We start from the raw sequence: 25,299 nt of genomic DNA, 5'->3' as shown, positions 1-25,299 counted from the left end.
AAAAAAATCGTATTTATTGTAATACGATTTTATATAATTTTTTGAAAATGAAATAATTAAAACATTAAATCCACTTATTTTTGTATGCCAAATTCATAATTTGACTTCTGGAATTGAGGTGAAGTTTTTTATAAATATTATTAACGTGTGTTCTTACGGTATTAGGACTTATAAATAGTTTTTCTGCTATTTCGTGGTGATTATAACCTTTTACCACTTCTTTTAGTATCTCCATTTCTCTGTCACTTAATTGATGGTCAACTGCAAGGTTCTGAAGACTTGCAGCAGGTTTAGGAGCTTCTTTAAGTAAATCCATTGCTCTTCTCGCAATTGCAGGACTCATTGGAATTCCATCAAATTCTACAACGTTAGAAATGGCTTCTACGATATTTACAGCTCTATCTTCTTTGAGTAAATAACCGCTAGCACCAGCTTTTATAGCTTCGAAAATTTTATCATCATCTGCATAAATGGTCAATACGATATATTTTATCTCTGGATATTTAATAGAACCTGAGGATATAGCAGCTATACCATCTAAAACTGGCATTTCAATGTCCATTAAAACGACTTGGGGAAAATTTCCTTTTTTAAGGAATTTAAGTTTTTCAAAAAACTCTTCACCGTTTGTGGCTTCGAAAACTAGGTTGATGTCTTCATAAGGAGAAAGTTTATCTTTAATGGTCTTTCTATTGATTTGATTATCATCTACAATGGCTACACTAATCATATTACTTTTTATATATTTTATAAAATTAGTTTTTTAAAAGATACCTATCAATACATCAAACTACGTATTTTAGATTTCAAGCAGTTCAATAGTGGTGCCTGTATTATCTGAATAGATATTGAATTTGAAACCTATTTCCATGGCTCTTTCTTTCATATTTTTCAGTCCATATCCTGTTTTTAACTCATTTTGATTAAAACCTTTGCCATTGTCTTTTATAAAAATCACCATTTTTTGTTTAGACACTACATTTATTTCTACTTTTGTTGCGCCGGCATGTTTGTGAATGTTCTGGAGAGCTTCTTGCATTATTCTAAAAATACCACTACTGGTAGTTGGGTCTAATTTCTTATTATTTTCTATATTTTCTTCAAAAATAATTCTAATATTATCCGTTTGCAGAAACTTAAGGGCGTATGCCTTGAAGTTATCATAAAGCGCAATAATGTTGGTTTCCTTATTTCCTAAGACATAAATTGTTTGTCTCAATAGGGCGAGTATATGTTCTGCGTCTAATCTTACATCATTATAACTTACTTCTGATGAGTTATTTGATGGGACTGCTTTTAATGAATCTATCTTAGAAATTAGACTTGTTACGTATGCACCAATATTGTCATGTAAGTCTCTGCTAATTCTTTTTCTTTCGTTTTCTATCTGATGTTTTACTCTAAGGTCATTAAGCCTTTTTACATATTTTCTTTTGTTTCTCTCGTTTACATAATTATAAATTAAAAAACTGGCAATTACTCCAGATAACAAAATAAACCACCATCTGATGTAGAAAGGACCAATAACTTTAAACTTAATAGGTTTTTGTAAATAATTTTCATACCCATCATCATTGATTGATTTGATCTGAAGTGTATAATATCCTCTTTCTAAATGATAGAACTTAAGAGACCTAGGTTGTGTAAATGGCTTCCAAGGATCTTTGTTAATTTTGTAAAACAATCTAGATTTTGAAAAAATTTCTTTGTCTACCGATTTGAAGATGAAATAGATATTTTTATCACTATCAGTAAATTTAATGTTATTTCTAGGATTAATGATATTACCTTCTAAAATTATTTTTTCTAAAATTACTGGATATGAGTTTTTATTAGGAATTACTTTATCTAAATTAAATATTGAAAATTTACTTTTAGTAATTATTAATAGTTCATTTTCATTGGGAGAGTATACGCCATCAAGAACTCTATCTTTGGTATCATCTGTTAATCTTAAAGAACCAAGAGGTTGGTATGAATTTTTATATTTTCTATAAAGATATTTATCTGTTAAAATCCAGATTTTATTTTTTTTATCTCGAAAAATATATCTCACTATATTACCTCCAAAATCTTTGTTAGAACTGAATTTATAAATAGTAGCATCTTTGTAGAATACTGTAACTCCTTTTTTTGTGCCAATGTAAGTAGAGTCTGCATCATTATAGGCATAGGTTACAAAATTACTTTCTAGTCCTTTTTCTTTATTTAAATAATTTAGAACTTTGAAATTTTTATCTAATAAGCAGGCTCCATATTCATAAGATGTTATAATATACCCTTTAGGGCTTTCAAACATATTTTCTATGTTGTTAAAATACTTGTTAAGATATGTTTTTAATTTATTATTTTCTAAAACTTTAATCCCATTTCCGTAGGTAGAAAAAATAATTTTATTGTCTTTTTTTATAATTTTTGAGATACCTGTTGTAATAGGATATGTTCTAAGTAAACGGAGTTCAGGCTCTAGAGAATAAAAATGTAACCCTTCAAAACTTCCTATTATCAATTCGTTTCCTGAAATAAAAAAACTAAGGGCATCCTTTCTAAGAAAATGTTTTTTCTCTATTTTGTTATCTTTTAAAATGTACAAATAACCATCCGAAAGTATGTATTTCTTTTTATCGACATAAAAAGCATCTCTTACGCTTATGGTTTTATTTAGAAAAGAAATCTTAGGATTGTTTTTCTTAAGAATAGAAATACCCCCTCCTAATGTGGTTATAAAAATATCTCCATTGTTTCTTTTTATAATGTCACTAATGTAATTACTTGCCAAGCCATTTTCTTCGGAAAGCGTATCAATGGCTATATTATTTTTTTTTCTGATTACCCCAAATGTGTTTTGTTCATAAAGATAATCTTGAAAAACTAATTTATTTTTTGGTTGAAAAATATTCAAATCTGAGATTACTAAGCCGTTCTCTAATGCTAATGAATTTTGATTATTATTGTATATTAATTTTGTTAAATTATAGATTTTGTTTCTATCAAATGCATAGTACTTACTCTTGTTATCATTTGGTGTAACTGTTTTAACTATTATGAAATTATGATTCTTATTAGCTTGTTTGATATCTACAAATCTTTCATTATCAATTTCATTATACCTTTTCATTAAAGTTTTGGTATCAGTATTGAAATAGTAGAGACCTAATTCTGAGATATGTAAAAGCAGTCCTTTTTTATTATCAGCAATCATCTTATTGATATAATTACCAGGCATACCTGTATCTACATCTAGTGCAAACCATTTACCATCTTGGTATGTGATAAGACCTTTGTCTGTACCTAACCACAATGTAGAATTTTGGTCTTCGGCTGCACAAAATATGTAGTTACTCGGTAATCCTTCACTTTCTGTAACATTTTCAAATAATGATGCTTTTTGGGAGAAATAAGTATTAAAAAAAAATAAAAGGGAAATGCTGACTAGTATTTTTAGCCTATTGTTTTTGAAGAGATAAATAAAAATAGCCAACATAATGAACATTAGTTGGCTAAAATTAAATAAATTTTATGTAAAATCCTAAAAATTAATAAACTTCAAAAAAAAGATAATTTAATTTTTAAGAAACAAGAACTTCTCCTGTCATAATTTCAGGGATTTCTACGCCCATTACTTTTAAAATAGAAGGCGCTACATCTCCTAATTTACCTGGTTTTAAATTCCATGTGTGGTCTTTATCCATCACAACCAAAGGAACTAAGTTTGTAGAGTGTTGAGTATTAGGGCTTCCGTCTGGATTAATCATATAATCAGAATTACCGTGGTCTGCTAAGATAAATACAGCGTATCCGTGTTCGTAGGCTGTGGTTGCTACCGCTTCTATACATTGGTCTACTGCTTCACAAGCTTTAACCGCCGCTTCGAAAACACCAGTGTGTCCTACCATATCAGCATTAGCAAAATTAAGACAAATAAAATCTGCTGATTCTTTTTCTAATTCTGGAACAATAGCATCTCTGATGTCAAAAGCAGACATTTCTGGTTTTAAATCATAAGTTGGTACATCTTTCGGACTTGGGCAAAGTAATCTTCTTTCACCAACAAATTCTTTTTCTCTTCCGCCTGAGAAGAAAAAAGTAACGTGAGGATATTTCTCTGTTTCAGCTATTCTTATTTGACTTCTGCCTGCAGATTCTAGCACTTCTCCCATAGTCTGAGAAAGTACTTCTTCATCAAAAATTACATTTACATTTTTGAAAGTTTCATCATAATTGGTAAGAGTAACATAGTATAGGTCAAGCTTTTGCATTCCAAAATCAGGGAAATCTTGTTGAGAAAGAACTTCTGTAATTTCTCTACCTCTGTCTGTACGGAAATTAAAACAAAAGACGACATCACCATTTTCTATTTTGGCAGTAGGTAAATGATTGTTTTCTGAAACGATAATTGGTTTTAAGAATTCGTCTGTAACACCTTCTGCATAAGATTTTGCAATAGCTTCTACAGGATTTTTGGTAATTTCACCTACTCCATTTACCATTGCGTCATACGCTAGTTTTACTCTCTCCCATCTTTTGTCTCTATCCATGGCAAAATATCTACCCACCACAGAAGCTAATTTACCTGTACTAGATTTCATATGGTCAATTAATTCTTCTATGAAACCTTTGCCAGACATTGGGTCGCAATCTCTACCGTCTGTAAATGCATGTACAAATACGTTTTCTTCTAATCCATTTTCTTTGGCTGCGGTAAGTAAACCTTTTAGGTGATTGATATGAGAGTGTACTCCACCATTAGACACCAAACCTATAAAATGAACTTTTTTATGATTTTCTTTGGCATAGTTAAATGCAGCTATTATTCCTTTTTCTTTTCCGAGACTGCCATTATCTACAGCCATATTTAGTTTTACTAAATTTTGGTAAACTACTCTACCTGCGCCCAAATTCATGTGTCCTACTTCTGAATTCCCCATTTGTCCGTCTGGAAGACCTACTGCCAAACCAGAAGCTTCTAAGGTAGTTGTAGGAAATTTTTCCATACAAGCATCCATAAAAGGAGTATTAGCTTGATAAATTGCAGATACATTGTTATTGGTTCCCAAACCCCATCCGTCTAGAATTGCTAGAATTGCTTTTTTAGCCATTGTATTCAATTTTTTTGTGATGCAAATTTACAAAATTTATATGCTATCCATTTTTAAATACTAAAGATTTTTATCATATCTATAAATAGAACACCAAATTTATTTCATTTAGGATTGATTAAAGATGATTTTTATAGGAGTTATCTCTCCTTTTTATATGAGTTATTTAAATATTTACTATACTACAACTATACTACAACCATACTTTAACCTACTATTATCATAGCTTTAAATCGTAGGGTAAATGAGGATGCTATGATGTGAAAAATAAGGAGTGTTTTTAAAAAAGGGAATTAAGAGCCTGTTTAAATTTTATCGAAAAAAAAGTTTATAACTCTTAAAAATTATCTTTACATTATTTTTTTGCTCTTTTAAGCCTATTTTTCACTTTTTATTTTTGATTTATCCCGATAAATCTGCAATTAAAAAGCAAAAAACCCTTCTTAAAATAGTTATAAAAATAATTGTAATAAAATTTAAACAGGCTCTAAAATTAATTTTTGAAATAGACATTTTATCGCAATGTGTACGACTATTATTCCACCCCCTTACGTTCCAATAGAACGTTTAAATTACTTTGAAAAAAAAAAGAAGCAATTTCTTAACACCTCCTTTTACTAGGTGAAACTAATCGAAATTATGGCAATCCTATTTTTATAAAAATCTGGGTGAAAAAACTGACTTAAAATTTAAAAACTAAAAAAAGTGCAAAAAAAATATTTCAAAAAAAACAAGAAAATAAAAAAATTATGTTAAGTCCTCTAAAATTTGATGAATTTTTTTTAAAAAAAAATTAGTTAGTAAAATCTTATTATTCAGAATAGAAGAATAATTAAAATGCAAACCATAAGTATGTAAATGTTTAATTTCTTGTCTATTTCTCTAAATAACGATATATTTGTAAAAATAAAAATTATTAATGCCAACCATTTTCATAAAGAAGATTAATATTTTATTTCTAATTGCAGATTACTTTATTATCAACATACTATGCGTCTATCTTAGTTTTCATTACTTTGAAAATGAGATAGGTTCATTGAGAAAGATTCATTATTTCTATTCTATATTGATGATTAATGCCTTATGGTTTTTGTCATCAGGGTATAGTTCGATTTATAAAGGATTAATGGAAAGAGATTCTACTGCGCATTTTAGGAATATAACCATAGCCATAGTATTATTTGGTCTATCTAGTTTTATTTTTTATAGGGCCTTCTTTTTTAATTTTCATCATTTGAAAATATTCTTCAAATTTTTCTTGACATTTATTTTATCGGTATCTATTTATTTTTATCTGGTAAGGATATTGATGTTTACCCTAAGAAAAAGATTAAGAAAACGCATTAGTAAGTCTATCAATACCGTATTGATAGGCAAAAACAATTTCACTGATTTTATTTTGTCAAATCCTGAAATTAGTGAAAGTATGGGCATCAAAGGATATTATACCATTGATGAAAGCGAAGATGAGCATTATTATATTGGCAATCTCGATTTACTTTTTGACGATTTGATTTCCAAGAAAATAGACAATATTGTATTGTGTGATGATGGTATAGACGAAAAAACGTGTAATGAAATCCTACTCATTGCGAATAAGAAAATGATAAGAACATATTTGATTCCTGATTTTAAGCATTTGTCTTATAACGTGAATTCGCTCAACATGCAGCATGGGATTCCTATTATCAAATCCATGCCTGAGCCATTGGATAATTATGAAAATCAATTGATTAAGAGAACATTTGATATTTTATTTTCTAGTTTTGTCATCATATTTATCTTATCATGGCTAACCCCTATCATTGCATTATTGATTAAATTAGAGAGTAGAGGGCCTGTGTTTTTCACACAAGAACGTTCTGGGCTAAAAAACCAAACCTTTCATTGTCTAAAATTTAGGAGTATGCGTTTGAATAGAGAAGCCCACCGAAAAATGGCTACTAAAAATGATGAAAGAGTCACCAAAATAGGTTCTTTTCTGAGAAAAACCAGTCTAGATGAACTTCCACAATTTATTAATGTTTTTATTGGTAATATGTCTGTGGTAGGCCCTAGGCCACATATGGTAGAGCAAACCAAGAAATATTCTAAAATACTTGATCAATACATGGTGCGCCATTTTATAAAACCTGGAATTACTGGATGGGCACAAGTAATGGGAGCTAGAGGAGAAATCTATACCGATGAAGATATGCATAATAGGATAGAAAAAGACATTTGGTATATCCAAAATTGGTCATTGTTTTTAGATTTTAAAATTATATTTTTAACGGTAGTTAATGTAATAAAGGGAGATAAACAAGCATACTAAGATTATGAGTAGAAGCAAAAATAGCACATACAAAGAAGAATTAGAATGGTTAGAAGATTCTGATTCTATTGATTTTGTGAAAATTTTATTGACTATAAAGAGGCTATTGCCTTGGATTATATTATGTTCTTTGATTGGATTGGCAGGTTCGTATTTCTATTTAAAATTCACTAAACCAGTCTACCAAGTAAAAGCCAAGTTGCTCATCAAGGAAAATGATTCTAAAATGGGAGGTATAGGCCAAGGAACTGATATGCTTCAAAGCTTGGGTTTGATGTCTGGTTCAAATTCTGTGGATAATGAGTTGGAAATTATCACCACCTACTCTATTGTAGATAAAGTGGTGAATGACTTGAAGTTAAATATTTCCTACACCAAAGATGATGTGATTGGTTCAGAGACCAAGAGTGTAATGGAAATGCCTTGGGATACAGAAATTATCACTTTAAACAACGATTCATTTAAAACCAAGCATGAGTATAAGTTTAACTCCTCATTAACCCATCCAAGTTTGCAAGTAGATGAAAGTGTAATCCCATTTCAATGGAATCATGTGGTAAAAGTACCTTTTGGAGAGGTAGTTTTCAGACCAAGAGTTGTTTCTAAGATTAAAAATGAGGAATGGGTGCTGAACGTCGTAAAACCTTCTGTTACGACAGAGTCTTATATTAAAGCCATCAGTGCAGAATTGCCCAAAAAGCAAACAAGTATTATCAATCTGTCGATGGATACCAAAAATCCAGAGCTTGGAAAACAGGTTATCGATAAACTTATCAACACGTATATTTCTGAAAACCTAAAAGATAATAATAGCATCAATGACAGCACGATGATGTTTATTAAGGATAGATTGGCAGAGGTTACCACAGAATTGAATGATGTAGAAAGGGCGGTACAAAATTTTAAGCAAAAAAACAATGTTACAGATATTTCGGAACAGGCCAAAGTTTTACTCGAGTCAACAAAGGAAAACAATCAAAATCTCATTCAATCTGAGATTCAGTTGAGCGTAGTGACTTCATTGGAGAATTATCTTAAAAATAACAAAGCTCATATTATCCCAAGTAGTTTATTGACTCAAGATATTTCGCTGTCTAATCTCATTAATACTTATAATGGACTGATTGTACAAAAGGATAAGCTCTCTCAGAATGCTACTTCAGAAAACCCCATTATTATTAATCTCAATAATCAGATTTCATCGGTTAAAAATGAATTGCTGAATAGCATTCGAAATACTAAAAATTCTTATGCTATTGTGGCAAGTAATCTGAGGAATGAAGCCAATCAAAATATGGGATTGATTAAAAAAATCCCAGAGCAAGAAAGGCAATTTTTAGATATTAGCAGACAGCAGGCCATCAAACAAGAGTTGTATCTATTTTTATTGAAAAAGAGAGAAGAAACCGCCATCGGAAGGTCTTCTACTCTATCTAATATAAGGGTGGTGGATTATGCAAGGGTTTTGGATGAGCCCATTGCTCCTAAGAAAAAACTTATTCTTCTTGTGGGTTTATTGCTAGGAATTGTAGTTCCTCTTATGGTTTATTACATCAAACAAATTTTCAATATTAAAATAGAAACCAAAAATGACATTTTGGAAAGAACCCAAATGCCTATTATTGGAGAGATTATCCATCAAGAATCGCCTAGTAATTTTGAAGTTAAGGATAATCCTAGAAGTCCACTTGCTGAACAATTTAGGATTTTAAGAACCAATCTTCATTTTTATCAGCATAAGAATGAAGCCTTTACGGTGATGGTAACCTCTTCTATCCCTGGTGAAGGAAAAACCTTTACCTCTATGAATCTTGCTGCGTCTATGGCCGCCAATATAGGTAGTAAAATTTTGATTATCGGTTTAGATTTAAGGAAGCCACAGCTCTCGAAAGAATTGGGAATGCAAAGAAAGAAAGGATTTTCTGAATGTATTATTGGAGATATCAGTGTAGATGAAGCCATTCATTCCGTAGAAGGCTTCAGCAACCTTTGGGTTTTACCGGGGGGAAGTATCCCTCCAAATCCATCAGAGTTATTGATGACCAAGGAAACTGAACAATTATTTGACGAGGTCAAGAAAAAATTTGACATCATCATAGTGGATTGTCCACCAGTGATTGTTACCGATGCCAATATTATCGGTAAATATGTGGATATGACCTTGTTTGTTACAAGGATAAGTTATACAGAGAAGAGACAGATAGAATTATTGAATGAGATGTACCAGCAGGAGAAAATGCCAAAAATGAATTTGATTGTCAATGATTTTAAACCTGAGAAATACGATCATTATAACAGCAATTACTATAGTCAGTATGGTTATTATGATAAAGTAGATGAGAAAAAATCTATTTGGAAGAAATGGTTTGGGGTGTAGATGATTTTTAAACGCTATGAGCGCAATGTTTTTTTTCTATTCTTTGTGTAGAATTTTTAAGAACGCAAAGGTGATTTGCTTAGCCAACTCAAAATTAAACAGTTATTAAAGTACAAAAATTTAGTATAAAGAATTTAAAGACAATTTTTAAGTCAATCAAATTAATTATAAAATAAATATTTTATTAAAAATACCAACAAATCAATGAAGAAATCGGTTAAAATATATATTGCAGGTCATAAAGGAATGGTAGGGTCTGCTATATGGAGACAATTAGAAGCTGCGGGTTATGACAATCTTGTCGGAAGAAGCAGTAAAGAACTCGATTTAAAAGACCAAGCCTCTGTCAATGAATTTTTTGAAACTGAGAAACCTGAGGTCGTGATAGATGCCGCTGCCCGTGTAGGAGGGATTTTGGCCAACAATAGTTATCCTTATCAGTTTTTGATGGATAATATGATGATACAAAATAACCTGATTGATGCATCTTTGCGAGGCGGTGTAGAAAAATTTATTTTTTTAGGTTCTTCGTGTATCTATCCTAAGATCGCCCCGCAACCACTAAAGGAGGATTATTTATTGACCGGACCGTTGGAACCTACCAATGAATGGTATGCAGTAGCCAAAATCACAGGAATCAAAGCTTGTGAATCTATTAGAAAGCAGTATGGAAAAGATTATGTAAGCTTGATGCCTACCAATTTATATGGGACTCACGACAATTTTGATTTGACTACATCGCATGTTCTTCCTGCGATGATTAGAAAATTTCATGAAGCTAAGGAGCAAGGGCAAACGGCCGTAACCCTATGGGGAAGTGGCACTCCTATGCGAGAATTTTTGTTTGTAGATGATATGGCTAGGTCGGTTATATTTGCGTTAGAAAACGTATTGCCAGAGCATTTATATAATGTAGGAACCGGAGAAGATTTAACGATAAAAGAATTGGCAGAAACGATACAAAAGGTGGTAGGACATACTGGAGAAATTATATGGGATCGTAGTAAGCCCGATGGTACCCCAAGAAAATTGATGGATATTTCAAAAATGCATGCTTTGGGATGGAAACATCAAGTACAACTGGAAGAAGGAATTCAAAAAACCTATGGATGGTTTTTAGACAATATTGAAAATTTTAAAGAGGTTAAGATTGGATAGGTAATAGAATTATCTCGCTGATTTTGCAGATTTTTTGGGATAAATTTTAAACTAATCAGGAGCATTAGTTTTCATTAAAAATTTATTAGAAAAAAATTATCAAATATCGATGATTTAAAGAGTTTAAAATTGGATAGGTAATAGAATTATCTCACTGATTTTGCTGATTTTGCTGATTTTTTTGGGATAAATTTTAAACTAATCAGGAGCATTAGCATTCATTAAAAATTTATTAGAAAAATATTTTTAAAAATTAGATTAATAGAGCGTAGCCTATTTTATTTTGTAAAAATCAAATAGGCTCTAAAAATATTTTAGGAGTATTTTTATCATAATTATATTATAAAAAATAAAATAACACTATGAAAGTAGCATTAATTACGGGAATTACAGGTCAGGATGGGTCTTATTTGGCAGAGCTATTGTTAGAAAAGGGATATTTGGTACACGGTATCAAAAGAAGAGCATCCTCATTTAATACCCAAAGAATAGACCATCTCTATATAGACCAACATGAGAAGCATGTTCATTTTAAATTGCACTATGGAGATTTGACTGATTCTACCAATTTGATTCGAATTATTCAAGAGGTGCAGCCTGATGAAATCTATAATCTTGGGGCTATGTCACATGTAAAAGTATCTTTCGATTCTCCAGAATATGTAGGGAATGTAGATGGTCTAGGAACATTGAGAATTCTAGAAGCGGTAAGAATTTTAGGATTAGAGAAAAAAACAAGAATTTACCAAGCTTCAACTTCGGAGTTGTATGGAGGATTAGAAGAAAACAAAAATGCAGCTGGTTTTTATGATGAGAACTCCCCTTTTTATCCTCGTTCGCCTTATGGAGTAGCTAAAATCTATGGTTTTTGGATTACTAAAAATTATAGAGAAGCCTATAATATGTATGCTTGTAATGGCATTTTATTTAACCATGAATCCCCTAGACGAGGAGAAACTTTTGTAACTAGAAAAATTACGATGGCAACTGCAGCCATAGCTCTGGGGAAACAAGAATGTTTGTATTTAGGAAACCTTAATGCTTTGAGAGATTGGGGGCATGCTAAAGATTATGTAGAGGCTATGTGGAGAATTTTGCAACAAGATGTCGCTGAGGATTATGTAATTGCTACAGGTGTGACCACCTCTATCCGAGATTTTGTGAGAATGTCATTTGCAGAAGTGGGAATAGAACTCTCTTTTGAAGGAGAAGCAGAAAACGAAGTTGCAAAAGTTGTTGCATGTAATAATCCTTTATATCAACTAGAAATAGGAAAAGTAATCGTACGAGTAGACCCTAAATACTACCGCCCTACTGAGGTAGATTTACTGATTGGTGACCCTACCAAATCCAAAACAAAATTAGGTTGGGAGCCTCAATATGATGTCGCTGCCTTGTGTTCTGAAATGGTACAATCTGATTTAGCACTTGTAAAGAACAATTATAATGGACAATTGGAGCATATCGTAGGATAATCTCATTCGACTGTCAAAAAACTTATTCTTCTTCTTAAAAAAGAAGAATAAGTTATCTATTTAAATACAACAATAAGTGTCTACATCTAAAAGAATTATAAAAAATACTGGCTTTTTGTATGCGAAGATGGGGATAACAATGTTTATCTCTTTGTATACCACCCGTCTTATACTGAATAGTTTAGGAGCCTCAGATTTTGGAATTTTTAACCTAGTTGGGGGTGCTATTGCTATGCTGGGTTTTCTAAATGCCGCCATGGCAGGTGCTACCCAAAGGTTTATGTCATATAGTAAAGGTGAAGGCGATGAGGAAAAGCTAAAAAAAATTTTTAATATTAGTTTTTTATTACATCTGGGCATAAGTTTTTTATTAGGCATTGCTTTAGTTATTGTTGGCTATTTTTTCTTTAATGGTATACTAAATATTGCGCCTGAAAGGATATATGCTGCAAAAGTGGTCTATGGGAGTTTAATAGTTTCTACTATGTTTACCGTAATGAGTGTGCCCTATGACGCCGTACTGAATGCTAGAGAAAATATGCTCTACTACTCTATTGTAGGTATTATAGAATCTTTATTAAAACTAGGTGTTGCCATTTTCATTATCTATTATGCAGGAGACAAATTGGTTTTGTATGGAATCTTGATGGCGTGTATCCCATTGATTACCCTAAGTATTATGAGAATTTATACCCATCGGAATTATGAGGAATGTGTCATCTCGCCTAAGAAATATTGGGATAAGGCTCTAATGAAAGAAATGACAGGATTTGCGGGATGGAATTTATTAGGTTCTAGCACCAGTATGGCCTCACAATATGGACAAGGTATCGTAATGAACTATTTTTTTGGAACCATCGTAAATGCTTCACAAGGAATTGCGAATCAAATTTCTGGTCAACTTGGGGTTTTTTCGGCTGTTCTAATGAAAGCATTGAGCCCTGTTATTACTAAGCAAGAGGGAGCCGGTAATAATGAAATGATGAAATTGGCTGTCTTTACAGGCAGTAAATTCATTTTTTATTTGCGCCTAGTTCTTTATGTTCCTTTTTTTATTTTAATGGAAGAAATATTTGCATTATGGCTCACCAATGTTCCCTTATATGCAGTGATATTTGGAAGGTTATTGCTTATTAGAGATTTAATAGAACATCCTTTTTCTCCTTTTAATACAGCAATATACGCAAAAGGAAATATTAGAAAATTCCAAATTTATACTAGCTTTTTTAATTTAATGCCTCTTGGATTGGGTTTTTTATTATTTACATTAAAATTTGGACCTGAATATATTTATGTTGCATTTATTTTTTCAATGTTTTTGAAAACATTAATAACACTGCTATTTTATAAAGAAAAATGTGATAGTAATTTTGATGAAATTTTTAAAAATGTCTTAAAACCAATTTCAATCGTAGGAGTAATATCTTTTCTCTTCCCATTATTAGTTTATTTAAACATTGAAGAGAAATTGCTTAAAATCATAATGACCATATTTGTTTCTATTATTTCGTATATTTTTTCAGTTTATCTGTATGGATTACGAATTGAAGAACGTAAAAAAATTAAAGACCTGATCAATAATTTTATTTATCGATTAAAAAATAAATTGACAATATAGATGGCTAAAAAAATTATACATGCAACTGGGCAGATGTGCAATCAATTTTGGATTATTTCAAATTATTTGGCTGATTGCATAGAGAATAATGAACGATTTTCATTTTGGCTACCTGATTTTAATTTAAATGAATTTAATCGATTGTACTCATCAAAGTATGTGTCATTTCCACTTTATCCAAAATTTTTAGTTAATCTTTTTGGTTATGAAAATTACTCTAAAATTGTAAATACAATATTTAAAAATAAAATATCTCTTAAGATTGCAAGTTTATTATTGAATATTTTACCAGGAATTCAATATATTATTTCTGATGTAGCATGTGAAAAAAGTAAATTTAAATTTAAACATTTAAATACTATTTTGGAGATTATTTCACCTAATACCTCATATAATAAAGAAGTGATTGGTCAATTTGAGAATCAAATTAAAGATGAATTATTAATTGGTATTCATATAAGACGAGGAGATTATCGTACTTTTGAAAACGGAAAATATTTTTATTCGTTAGAGCAATACAATGATTTTATGACTAAAATTAGAAAAGCATTTTCTGATAAAAATGTGAAATTTTTTATCGCTTCAAATGAAAAAATAGATTATCGTATTTTTGAAAAACATGAAATTGTCAAATTAACTAATTCAGATGCTTTAAGAGATTTAATTGGATTGAGTAGATGCGATTATATATGTGGCCCACAGTCTACATACTCTGCATGGGCTTCATTATACTATAATAGGCCATTATATTTTATCAAAGATATTGAAAAAGAAGTTTTTGAGGATTCTTTTATTGATATCAAAACTATCTGGTTTTAAATACAATATGAAATTAACAATTAAATTTATTTTACCATTTTTAATATTACTCAATAGTTTATTTTCTATTGATTATTGGAGTACTATCCCCTTAGGCAACACTACTCTGAAATGGATTATAAATTTTTCTATTATCATTATTATTTTAATTTTTAAAAATAAATTCTTTAGACCAAGCAACAAGAAAGACTACATTATTATAAGTATCTATTTCATTTGGTTAATTATTGGTATTATTAGAGGAATGTTTATTGCTGAAAATTATTGGGAATGGAAACAACTTATAGATGGCAGCTTTATATTATCTCTTCCTGTTTTTGTTTATATTTTTAATCAACCTAAAGTTTTACAATTGGTTTTAAAGTTTTGGTTTAGGTATGCCTTACTATTATTTATTATTTGGATATTTTGGACAATCAGTGAGGATGCCTATCATTTTTATCTTGGGCCAGTACTAGCAATCGCATGTTTTTTCCCAATTTTGGATAAAAAGTGGAAAATCATTTTTATGGTTCTAATAATTTTAATGATAATTTCAGATTTTGGGGCTAGAAGCCAAATTATAAAAGCTGTTGTAGCTATTTTGATGAGTTTAGCTTACTTTTTTGGGAAGTATCTAAGTGTTAAAATATTAAAAATCACCCACTGGTTTTTGTATCTATTGCCGATAGTATTAATTGGTCTTGGGCTAAGTGGTGTATTTAATATTTTTGAAGATTTTTCTGCAATTGCAGAACAAAGTATATCTAGTAAAAAACTATCTGAGAAAAAATCTTTGGAAGTTTCCACGGACACTAGAACATTTATTTATGTTGAAGTCATTGAATCTGCTATAAAAAACAATTATGTGGTCTTTGGAAGAACCCCAGCTAGAGGAAATGACTCCGTTTATTTTGGTGAAGCCATAGCCGAAGATTTAAAAATAAACAAATTTGAAAGGCATAATAATGAAGTTTGTTTTCCTAATGTATTTACTTGGTTAGGTATTATCGGTATGCTTTTGTATTGTTTTATTTATTTAAAGAGTTCTTATCTTGCACTCTATCAATCAAATAGTATATTTCTTAAGTTGATTGGTGTTTTTATATCTTTTCACTTTTTATATGGATGGATTGAAGATATCAACCGATTTGACATTGCCAATATTTCTTTATGGATGTTTATTGCTATGGGATTTTCAGAGCAATTTAGAAAAATGAATAATCAAGAATTTATTGGATGGATAAAATCCTCTTTACCAAAAATATAACAAGATGAAAGTACTTTGGATTTCTAACATTATTTTTCCTGATGCATGTAGAGCATTGAATCTTCCTATCCCATTTGTTGGGGGGTGGATGCAAGCAGGCGCAAAAAATCTAATTGCACATAGCGAACATGATATTGAACTTGCGGTTGCTGCAATTTATTCTGGTAAAGATTTAAAAGAATTAACTGTTAATAATATTAAATATTATTTAATACCAAATAAAGAAGAAACACTAAATCATTATTTTAAAATTATAAAAGATGATTTTTCACCAGACTTGACTCATATCCACGGTAGTGAATATCCACATTCACTATCTTATGTGAATGCATGTGGAAATAATAATGTGGTCGTTTCCATACAAGGTTTGGTAAGTGTCTACTCAAAATATTATTATGGGGGTATTTCAAAAAGAAACTTGATGCCGACTTTAAGAGATTTACTTAGAAATGATAGTCTCTATTTCCAAAAAAAAAGAATGTTTGCCCGTGGAAAAAAAGAGGTAGAACTACTTTCAAAAATTAAATATGTTATAGGACGAACCAATTGGGATGCTTCTCATGTTTGGGCAATCAATCCTGATTCTAAATACTATTTTTGTAATGAAACATTGAGAGATTCTTTTTATGATGAAACTTGGAATATTAAAAATTGTGAAAAACACACCTTATTTTTAAGTCAAGCACATTATCCTATTAAAGGATTACAGCAAATTCTTGAAGCATTACCTTTGGTGAAAAGAAAATACCCTAATGTAAAAATATATATTGCTGGTAATAATTTTTTAAATGTTTCAAAATTAAAAAGAAATGGTTTTGCACGTTATGTTCAAAAAAAAATTAGCCAATTAAATTTAGAAGAAAACGTTATTTTTGTTGGAATGCTTGACGAAAAACAGATGGTTAAGCAATATTTAAAAGCCCATGTTTTTGTCTGCCCATCTGCAATTGAAAATAGTCCAAATTCTGTTGGTGAGGCCCAATTATTGGGTGTGCCGACTGTAGCTTCTTATGTAGGAGGTAGTATGGATATGATTTCTGATGGTGAAACTGGCTTTTTGTATCGATTTGAAGAAACAGAATTATTGGCTTATAGAATTTGTCAAATTTTTGATAATGAAGAAATTAGTCAAACTCTTTCAATCCAAGCAAAAGCAGCAGCAGAGAAAAGACATGACAAAAAAAATAATGCAAAAGAATTATACTCTATTTATAAAGATATTTTAAGAAATGATTAATTTTTATCTATATAAAGGTTTTCAAAAAATCTCTAGATTTTTTCTATATTATATTGACTATTTAATTACTTTAATTGTATTAAAAGGCAATAGGGTAAAGTATCAAGATTTTAAAACTACTGGACATCCTTATATTATGGTTGCCAGAGGAGGAAATATGGTTATTGGGAATCATTTTTCTATGAATAATGGCATCAAAGGAAATCCTATAGGTTGTTATGATCAATGTACTTTTTTTGTGGATAGAAATGCTGAACTTACTATAGGAAATCACGTAGGAATATCTCAAGCGGCAATTATTTGTCATGAAAAAATAAGCATAGGAAATCATGTGAAAATAGGTGGAGGTGTAAAAATATATGACACTGATTTTCATTCATTAGATTCAAAAATACGTAGCAGTGATGAAGATGTAAAGCATAAAATTAAAGCTCCGGTTATTATAAAAGATTATGTTTTTATTGGCGCATATAGTATTATTTTAAAAGGAGTAACCATTGGAGAGAATTCTATCATTGGAGCTGGGTCTGTGGTTGCAAAATCTATACCTGCCAATGAAATATGGGCTGGTAATCCTGCTAAATTTATAAGAAAAATATAAATGAAAACAATCGCTGTATTACTCACTGTACATAATAGAAAAGACAAAACAATGCATTGTCTTTCAAAATTATATGAACAGATATTGCCGGAAGGATATGGATTTGAGGTTTATTTGACGGATGATGGGTCTATAGATGGCACAGCAGAAGCAATAAGAGAACAATACCCTGATGTCAAAATCATACAAGGAGATGGAAGTTTGTATTGGAATCGAGGCATGCATAAAGCTTGGAAAGCTGCCTTATCCAACCGAAATTATGATTATTATCTTTGGCTGAATGATGATACCACGTTAAGAGAAAATGCATTATCAGTTCTACTCTATTCTTCTGAATTAAAAAATAATCAATCTATTGTTGTAGGAACGACAGTTTCTACCCATAATAATCAAATAATTACTTACGGAGGAAGAACAAAAAATGCAGGTTTATTAACTCCTTCAAAAGAACTTTTATTTTGTGAATATTTCAATGGAAATATTGTATTAATTCCTCATGAAGTTTATAAGGTTGTTGGAACCAATGATTATGTATTTCGACATGCTTTGGGTGATTTTGATTATGGTCTAAGGGCTGGTCAACTTGGAGTTAGTAGTTACATTGCACCTGATATTTTAGGAAAATGTGATTTGCACGAAAGCCTTTCAACATGGTGCAATCCCAAACAAACTTTTTTAAAAAGATGGAAAGCGTTTAGAACCCCTACAGGACACAATCCAGAAGAATTTTTTATTTTTGAAAAAAGACATAAAGGCTTGTTAGTAGCCCTATTTCATTATTTCACCAATCATTTAAGAGTAATCTTTCCATTAATTTGGAACAAATAAATTATGAATTTAGCCCCTATCGTATTATTTACATACAACAGACTAGAAGCCACAAAAAAAACGATTGAAGCTCTACAACTCAATTTTTTAGCAAAGAAGAGCCATCTGATTATTTTTTCTGATGGCTATAAAAATGAGTCTGACTATTTAAAAGTAACAGAATTGAGACAATATTTGAAAAATATTGACGGGTTTGCTTCTATAGAAATCAAGGAATCAATTCACAATAAAGGCTTGGCAGATTCTATAATTTCTGGAGTTACTGAAATCATCAATAAACACGGAAAAGTAATAGTTCTTGAAGATGATCTAGTTACAACCCCTAATTTTTTGAATTATATGAATCAGTGTTTAGATTTTTATGAAGAAGAAAAGCAAATCATCTCAATATGTGGATTTGGTCTTAAAATAAAAAAAGATAAAAATGAGCTACATGATGTCTATGCCCACGGTCGTTCTTCATCATGGGGATGGGCTACTTGGAAAGATCGATGGGAAACTATAGATTGGGAAGTAAAAGATTGGGAAAATATTAAGAATAATAAAAAGATACAAAGAGCTTTTAATGTAAATGGAAGCGATTTATACAGCATGCTTCGTTCTGTAAAAGAAGGAAAAGGGAAGTCTTGGGCTATTCGGTTTTGTTATTCACAATTTAAACAAAAAAAAAATTCAATATTTCCTTATGATTCATTGGTTCAAAACATAGGTTTCAATGCAGATGGTAGTAATACTAAACATCAATATTCACGTTTTAAAACTATTTTAGATGATGGAATAAGAACTGATTTTAATTTAAAAAAACCAATTACTAATACTGCTGAAATTGACAAAATGTGTTATTATTATCACAGTATCCCCATTAGAATTTACTCACGTTTTCGATATTTTATCGGCTTTTAAAACTATAATAACATGAAAAGGGTATTGTTTTTGCTACACTTGCCTCCCCCAGTTCACGGTTCTTCTATGGTAGGACAATGGATTAAGGAAAGTAAAATTATCAATAATAATTTCAATGCTAGATACCTGAATTTACTTGCGTCAAAATCAGTAGATGAATCTGGTAAAATTTCTGTTGGCAAATTGTTAGGCATGATTGGTCTAATTTTGAACTTGATCAAAGAAATCATAATTCATCGTCCCCAACAAGTTTATTTTGCACTCACTACCACAGGATTTGCATTTTATAGAGATTGTGTTTTGGTGTTTTTAATCAAATTATTTCGTATTAATATCATCTATCATCTGCATAATAAAGGGGTAAAGAAAGCATCAGAAAGCCCAATTAATCATTGGCTTTATCAAAAGGTTTTTAGAAACACTAAAGTCATTTTGCTTTCTCAGTATCTATATGATGATATAGAAAATTTTGTATCACAAGAGCAGATAAGAATTTGTCCGAATGGTGTGCCAGAAATCAAAGAATTAAAAAGTGAAGATTTAGAAAGAAAAAATGAAATTCCTCAAATATTATTTTTATCTAATTTAATAGAAAGTAAGGGAGTATATATATTGCTATCTGCCTTAGAAATTTTAAAAAATAGAGATTTAAAATTTGAAGCAATTTTTGTAGGAGGAGAAGGAGATATCAGCAAAGAAGAATTTGAAAAAAAAGTTACAGCATTAAATCTTTCTAAACATGTAAAGTATTTAGGAAAAAAATATGGAAAAGAAAAGGAATATATTTATAAGAATGCTAACTTGTTTATATTTCCTACTTATCAAGATTGTTTTCCATTGGTATTATTGGAAGCCATGCAATTCTCATTGCCCATAATATCATCTTCTGAAGGTGGTATTCCTGATATTGTATATGATGGAGAAAATGGAATCATTGTACCCCAAAAAGATTTTTTAGAATTATCCTTAGCAATTGAAAAATTAATTTTAAATCCAAAAACATCCATGGAAATGGGAAAAAAAGGAAGAATAAAATTCTTAAATAAATATATTTTAGATAAATTTGAAATCAATTTAATGAATATTATTCAAAAAACATAGAATAACGAAACACAATGAAATATGAAAAAAGTAATACTTTTTATTATCCTTACAATATTTTTTACTCAATGTAGTAGTTATAGAGAAGACAATGATAATAATATACCTATTATTGATAACGGCACAGAATTTTCATCATTTGATAATCAATTAAACATAAAATTAACATTAGTAAAATCTAATGTTGAATTTAATACAACCGCTATAGGAAGAAGTAGCTCTAATAATTTAGATGATGCTAAAAGAGTTCCTATTATCAATTCTGGTATTGCTCACCCATCAATAGTATATATTCCCACTGGTTTTAATGGCTATAAATATTGGATGTCTATGACTCCATATTTTGGAAAAATAGATTTAGAAAAAAATCCTTCGCAATACGAAAATCCTCATATTTTTGGCTCAAATGATGGAATTGATTGGAAAGACATTACAAGCGGTCCAATAGATAGACCATCATGTAATGCAATAAACTCATATTGGAGTGATGTTAATTTACTATTTCAAAATAATCAGTTAATACTTTATTATAGAGGCAATTTTTTTGAGAAAAATTATTTGAACGATAATAAGACTTATACTCGTTTTGTGGTTTCTAGAACATCTTCTGATGGATTGCATTGGACAGATAAAAATTTAGTTTATTCCTCGAATTCAAACGGAGCAAATGAAAATTCTCAAATTTTATCTCCTTCATTTCTAAATGTGAATAATAAATGGTTGGTATATGATGTTATTTCTTCAACCAATGCATGCAAGATAGAGGAAGGCTACGGAAATCAAACAAAAAGATTTGTCTCATTGAGAAAGAGTGATAGTTTTGATAGAGATTATGAAAGTTACAGTAAAGAAAATATTTGTAATTTTAAAAATAGACCCTGGGGTAATAATAGAGATCCCTGGCATCTAGAAGTAATATATTCTTCTAGTAACTATTACCTTATGCTTTTAAATATTGGAAATTCTGATGTAAATTATGGTGACACCCTATACCTTGCATATTCTAATGATGGAAAAAATTTTGATGTTATAGAAAAACCTATAATTAATGATTCTTATAAATCTACTTTTTTTATTAAAGAGCAAAACAGTAAAATCTTGAAGTTTTGGATGTATCAAAGTAAACCTTCTGATGGATCTATTAATCTCTATGAAATGATGATCTCAAAAAAATAATTTTAATTAATTGAAATATAATGGTATGGAATATAAAAGGATTTTATCTCTAAACATAACAGTAAAAAATTATGATAATATGTTAGAGAATATCATCTATTTAAGTAAGCATAACATATCATCCTATATTTGTGTCGCCAATGTACATATGTGTATAGAGGCCTACGACAACCCCGAATTTCGAGATATTGTGAATTCAGCAGATATGGTTACTCCAGATGGTATGCCGCTGGCAAAAGGAATCAAATGGCTCTATGGCATAGAACAAGACAGAGTAGCTGGCATGGATTTGTTACCCGATTTGTTAGCTGCCAGTGAGCAACAAGGATTAAAAGTCTATTTCTATGGAGGTTCTGAAGCCACCCAACGCGCTACAGAAGCTTATGTAAAAAAGGAATATCCACAATTGGATGCTGTAGGTTTTTATAGTCCCCCCTTTAGAGCTCTAACCGAGGAAGAGGAACTACAAATTATCTCTGACATCCATAGAACTGGCGCACAAATTGTATTTGTAGCCTTGGGCTGTCCGAAACAAGAAAAGTGGATGTCTTCTATGAAAGGCAAGATTAACGCTTGTATGATTGGAATAGGTGGCGCGCTTCCTGTGTTAATAGGAGAACAAAAAAGAGCTCCAAAATGGATGCAAGAATTGAGTTTAGAGTGGTTTTATCGATTTATACAAGAGCCTAAGCGATTATTCAAACGATATGCGTATACCAACAGTAAATTTATTTATCTACTTTTGAAACAAAAATTCGGTATAAAAGCATAAATTCTTAAATTTACCAAGTAAAACAATCTTTATAACAAAAAAACAAAAATTTTTCAAATGAAAAATCTATTTTCAACCTTATTCTTTCTTTTTGTCTCATTGCTAATTCTCGATTCATGTGCTCCCAAACAAGAGCTGAATTACATGAAAAATATAGATGAGTTGGCTACGGAAGCTTCCATTAAAAGTGCTGCTTCTACCCTACAACCAGGCGATCAATTGAGCATAATGATTTCTGCAGACGATATGGAAGTGGTAGCCCCTTTTAATCAAAACATCAGCAATTCTGATAGTCCGAATTATAATATGATAAATGGTTCACAGAACATCAATAGAGTTAATGTTTCGCAAAATCCTACTTATGTGGTAAAAGAAGACGGAACCATTAATTTCCCTATCCTAGGATTATTGGATACCACTAACAAAACTAAAGAAGAGTTTGCCCAATATCTACAAAATCGAATGAAGAAATATGTAGTAAACCCTATTGTCAATATCAATATCATCAATTTTAAGGTGACTGTACTCGGACAAGTGAATCGACCTGCTACGTATACCGTTCCCGATGGGCAAGCTACCCTATTGACCGCACTGGGATTGGCAGGAGATTTGACTAAATATGGTGAAAGAGATAATGTATTGGTGGTAAGAAATGAAAATGGACAAATTACTAAAACCAGAATCGACTTGACAAAAGCAGATTTTATCAACTCTCCTTTTTATCAAATTAAGCAAAACGATGTCATTTTTGTAAGTGGAAACCCTACGGTAACTAAAACCTCTAGACTAGACCCTAACGCAGGTATCTATATCTCTGTGGCTTCTATTGTTGTTACCATTTTGGCTTTGGTATTCAAATAATATATTTATTTTTCAATGGACTTAAGAGACCAATTAAAAAACCTTTTCCCGGACCACGAAGAACAAGACTTCGAAATGCCAGAAGAACAATCTGAGCAAAAATCTCCTCTTATTTGTAAGTTTGAGAAGAAAGGAAGAAATGGCAAACCCGTAACGTTAATAGAAGGCTTTGAAGGTAGCGAAGAAGAACTTAAAAACATTTCTAAAAAGATAAAGACTACTCTAGGCATTGGAGGCAGCGAAAAAGATGGAATTATCATCATACAAGGAGATAATCGTGATAAGATTATGAAAATTCTTCAGGAAATGGGTTTTAGGACTAAGAGAGTTGGGGGTTAGGTGATGGATGATAGATGATAGATGATAGATGATAGATGATGGATGGGTGATGATTTATAAATGGTGAAGCGTGAATGATGGGTGATGGAAGATGGGAGAAAAATAGGAAGATTTTATTTGCCTCGGTCCTAAAGGAAGTAAAATCTTCCTTTTTTTGGAGTGGGTTGTTGAGATGATGGATGATTGATGGGTGATGGAAGATGAGATTGGGATAAAATGAATTTTATTTTAAGAAATAGTTTCTTTATTCGGAAAAAGTCAGTAAATTTACTACCCTTTTTTAAAAAAATAAAAGTTATGCTCAATCAACTTGCTGCTTCGGAATTGGTATTGAACCAAGATGGGAGCGTTTATCACCTGAATCTAAAACCTGAAGATATTGCTGAGAAAATTTTACTCGTAGGTGACCCAGACAGAGTACCGAAAGTATCTCAATATTTTGATAAGATAGAAGTCAAAAAAAACAAAAGAGAATTCTATACTCACACCGGTATGCTACGAGGTGAAAGAATTACCGTAATGTCTACTGGAATTGGTACAGAGAATATAGATATTGTCATGAATGAGCTGGATGCTCTGGTGAATATCGATTTAGCAAAAAAAGAATTTAAAACAGAACATACCGCTTTACAACTGTTCAGACTAGGAACTTGCGGTAGTGTAAATCCTGATGTTGAGGTAGATAATATGTTGGTTTCTGAGAATGTGGTAGGATTAGATGGACTCTTGCATTTTTATGTAGACTATGAATTTGAGAATGAATTTTCTAGAAATTTCTTAGAAAAATTTCCTTACGAAAAGATAAAACCTCTACTCTATTTTTCTGAATGGACTGCCTCGCAATACGAATACTTTAAAGATGCCAAATATGTGGGCAATACGGCAACCTTCCCAGGGTTTTATGCGCCACAAGGCCGACAATTGCGTTTAAAATCAACAGATGAGCAATTTTTAGAAGTTTTGAATGATTTGGGAGTTACCAACTTCGAAATGGAAACTTCTGCCATTTATGGCCTGTCTAAACTTCTTGGGCATAAAGCCATTACCATCAACAATGTCATTGCCAATAGAAGACGTGGAGAATTTGCGGCTGACCACCACGCTTCTGAAAAGAAAATGATTGAATGGGTGTTGGAAAGGGTGATTCAATAAGATTTTACACACGTTGTGTTCTTAGGTTAAGTCGTGAAGTTGTGAAATTGTGAAGTTGTAAAGTTGTAAAGTTGTGAAATCGTGAAATTGTGAAGTTGTAAAGTCGTGAAGTTGTAAGAATGTAGTGGTATGATGGAGGTTTTTTAATGCAAAGCGCAAAATAATTATTATACTTATATAGCAGAAAAAGGTGGAAGTCAGTTGACTTTCACCTTTTTCA

Annotated in this window: 20 protein-coding genes; 17 read left to right on the top strand and 3 right to left on the bottom strand. The window is 30.9% G+C overall.

The genetic code is table 11. The features are described from left to right. Positions 1 to 64: 64 nt before the first annotated feature. From IEW40_RS01680 to gpmI, 3 genes are all read right to left on the bottom strand, one after another. Positions 65 to 730: a response regulator transcription factor gene (locus IEW40_RS01680; protein WP_188616340.1), complete on the bottom strand. Its 666-nt coding sequence runs from the start codon at positions 728 to 730 to the stop codon at positions 65 to 67. 69 nt (positions 731 to 799) lie between these two features. After that, the gene (locus IEW40_RS01675) at positions 800 to 3,484 is read right to left on the bottom strand and encodes a sensor histidine kinase (RefSeq protein WP_188616339.1); all 2,685 of its coding nucleotides are present in this window, start codon (positions 3,482 to 3,484) and stop codon (positions 800 to 802) included. An 85-nt stretch (positions 3,485 to 3,569) separates the two neighbouring features. Beyond that, positions 3,570 to 5,099 (bottom strand): 2,3-bisphosphoglycerate-independent phosphoglycerate mutase, encoded by a 1,530-nt coding sequence (gene gpmI / locus IEW40_RS01670; protein ID WP_188616338.1) that lies wholly within the window; start codon positions 5,097 to 5,099, stop codon positions 3,570 to 3,572. Positions 5,100 to 6,018: 919 nt separating this feature from the next. On the opposite strand from gpmI, the gene IEW40_RS01665 reads away from it, so the two are divergent. From IEW40_RS01665 to IEW40_RS01585, 17 genes are all read left to right on the top strand, one after another. Beyond that, positions 6,019 to 7,413 carry an undecaprenyl-phosphate glucose phosphotransferase gene (locus IEW40_RS01665; RefSeq protein WP_188616337.1) on the top strand — a complete coding sequence of 465 codons (1,395 nt, stop codon included), beginning with the start codon at positions 6,019 to 6,021 and terminating at the stop codon, positions 7,411 to 7,413. 4 nt (positions 7,414 to 7,417) lie between these two features. After that, positions 7,418 to 9,790, top strand: coding sequence for a GumC family protein (locus IEW40_RS01660; protein ID WP_188616336.1), 2,373 nt, complete (start codon positions 7,418 to 7,420; stop codon positions 9,788 to 9,790). A gap of 204 nt (positions 9,791 to 9,994) precedes the next feature. Beyond that, on the top strand, positions 9,995 to 10,948 hold the full coding sequence (locus IEW40_RS01655) for a GDP-L-fucose synthase family protein (protein WP_188616335.1): 954 nt from the start codon (positions 9,995 to 9,997) through the stop codon (positions 10,946 to 10,948). 362 nt (positions 10,949 to 11,310) lie between these two features. Beyond that, entirely contained in the window at positions 11,311 to 12,423 is a 1,113-nt protein-coding gene (gene gmd / locus IEW40_RS01650) for a GDP-mannose 4,6-dehydratase (RefSeq protein ID WP_188616334.1), read from the top strand. A gap of 76 nt (positions 12,424 to 12,499) precedes the next feature. Further along, the gene (locus IEW40_RS01645) at positions 12,500 to 14,041 is read left to right on the top strand and encodes a lipopolysaccharide biosynthesis protein (RefSeq protein ID WP_229663350.1); all 1,542 of its coding nucleotides are present in this window, start codon (positions 12,500 to 12,502) and stop codon (positions 14,039 to 14,041) included. Beyond that, positions 14,042 to 14,860: an alpha-1,2-fucosyltransferase gene (locus tag IEW40_RS01640; protein ID WP_188616333.1), complete on the top strand. Its 819-nt coding sequence runs from the start codon at positions 14,042 to 14,044 to the stop codon at positions 14,858 to 14,860. It abuts the gene before it with no gap. A 7-nt stretch (positions 14,861 to 14,867) separates the two neighbouring features. Then, a complete protein-coding gene (locus IEW40_RS01635) occupies positions 14,868 to 16,109 on the top strand; it encodes a hypothetical protein (protein ID WP_188616332.1) in 1,242 nt (413 codons plus the stop codon). A gap of 4 nt (positions 16,110 to 16,113) precedes the next feature. Beyond that, positions 16,114 to 17,346, top strand: a complete 1,233-nt coding sequence (locus IEW40_RS01630) for a glycosyltransferase family 4 protein (RefSeq protein WP_188616331.1) — start codon at positions 16,114 to 16,116, stop codon at positions 17,344 to 17,346. After that, entirely contained in the window at positions 17,339 to 17,947 is a 609-nt protein-coding gene (locus IEW40_RS01625) for an acyltransferase (RefSeq protein ID WP_188616330.1), read from the top strand. Before IEW40_RS01630 ends, IEW40_RS01625 begins: the two co-directional genes overlap by 8 nt. Continuing rightward, complete coding sequence (locus tag IEW40_RS01620; protein ID WP_188616329.1) at positions 17,948 to 18,775, top strand: glycosyltransferase family 2 protein; 828 nt, start codon at positions 17,948 to 17,950, stop codon at positions 18,773 to 18,775. Positions 18,776 to 18,778: 3 nt separating this feature from the next. After that, positions 18,779 to 19,678, top strand: coding sequence for a glycosyltransferase family protein (locus IEW40_RS01615; RefSeq protein WP_188616328.1), 900 nt, complete (start codon positions 18,779 to 18,781; stop codon positions 19,676 to 19,678). A 66-nt stretch (positions 19,679 to 19,744) separates the two neighbouring features. Next, positions 19,745 to 20,779 carry a glycosyltransferase family 4 protein gene (locus IEW40_RS01610; RefSeq protein WP_229663349.1) on the top strand — a complete coding sequence of 345 codons (1,035 nt, stop codon included), beginning with the start codon at positions 19,745 to 19,747 and terminating at the stop codon, positions 20,777 to 20,779. Positions 20,780 to 20,800: 21 nt separating this feature from the next. Then, entirely contained in the window at positions 20,801 to 21,955 is a 1,155-nt protein-coding gene (locus IEW40_RS01605; protein ID WP_188616326.1) for a hypothetical protein, read from the top strand. Between the two features lie 25 nt (positions 21,956 to 21,980). Next, positions 21,981 to 22,727, top strand: coding sequence for a WecB/TagA/CpsF family glycosyltransferase (locus IEW40_RS01600; RefSeq protein WP_188616325.1), 747 nt, complete (start codon positions 21,981 to 21,983; stop codon positions 22,725 to 22,727). Between the two features lie 144 nt (positions 22,728 to 22,871). Continuing rightward, the gene (locus tag IEW40_RS01595) at positions 22,872 to 23,588 is read left to right on the top strand and encodes a polysaccharide biosynthesis/export family protein (protein WP_229663347.1); all 717 of its coding nucleotides are present in this window, start codon (positions 22,872 to 22,874) and stop codon (positions 23,586 to 23,588) included. 15 nt (positions 23,589 to 23,603) lie between these two features. Next, the gene (locus IEW40_RS01590) at positions 23,604 to 23,927 is read left to right on the top strand and encodes a translation initiation factor (protein WP_188616323.1); all 324 of its coding nucleotides are present in this window, start codon (positions 23,604 to 23,606) and stop codon (positions 23,925 to 23,927) included. Between the two features lie 297 nt (positions 23,928 to 24,224). Further along, positions 24,225 to 25,079, top strand: coding sequence for a nucleoside phosphorylase (locus IEW40_RS01585; RefSeq protein WP_188616322.1), 855 nt, complete (start codon positions 24,225 to 24,227; stop codon positions 25,077 to 25,079). The last annotated feature ends 220 nt before the right edge of the window (positions 25,080 to 25,299 follow it).

Origin of the sequence: Cloacibacterium rupense, from assembly GCF_014645495.1 — a bacterium.
GTDB classification, from domain to species: domain Bacteria; phylum Bacteroidota; class Bacteroidia; order Flavobacteriales; family Weeksellaceae; genus Cloacibacterium; species Cloacibacterium rupense.
The sequence above is the reverse complement of the archived record's forward strand: the minus strand, read 5'-3'. Positions and strand labels throughout refer to the sequence as shown.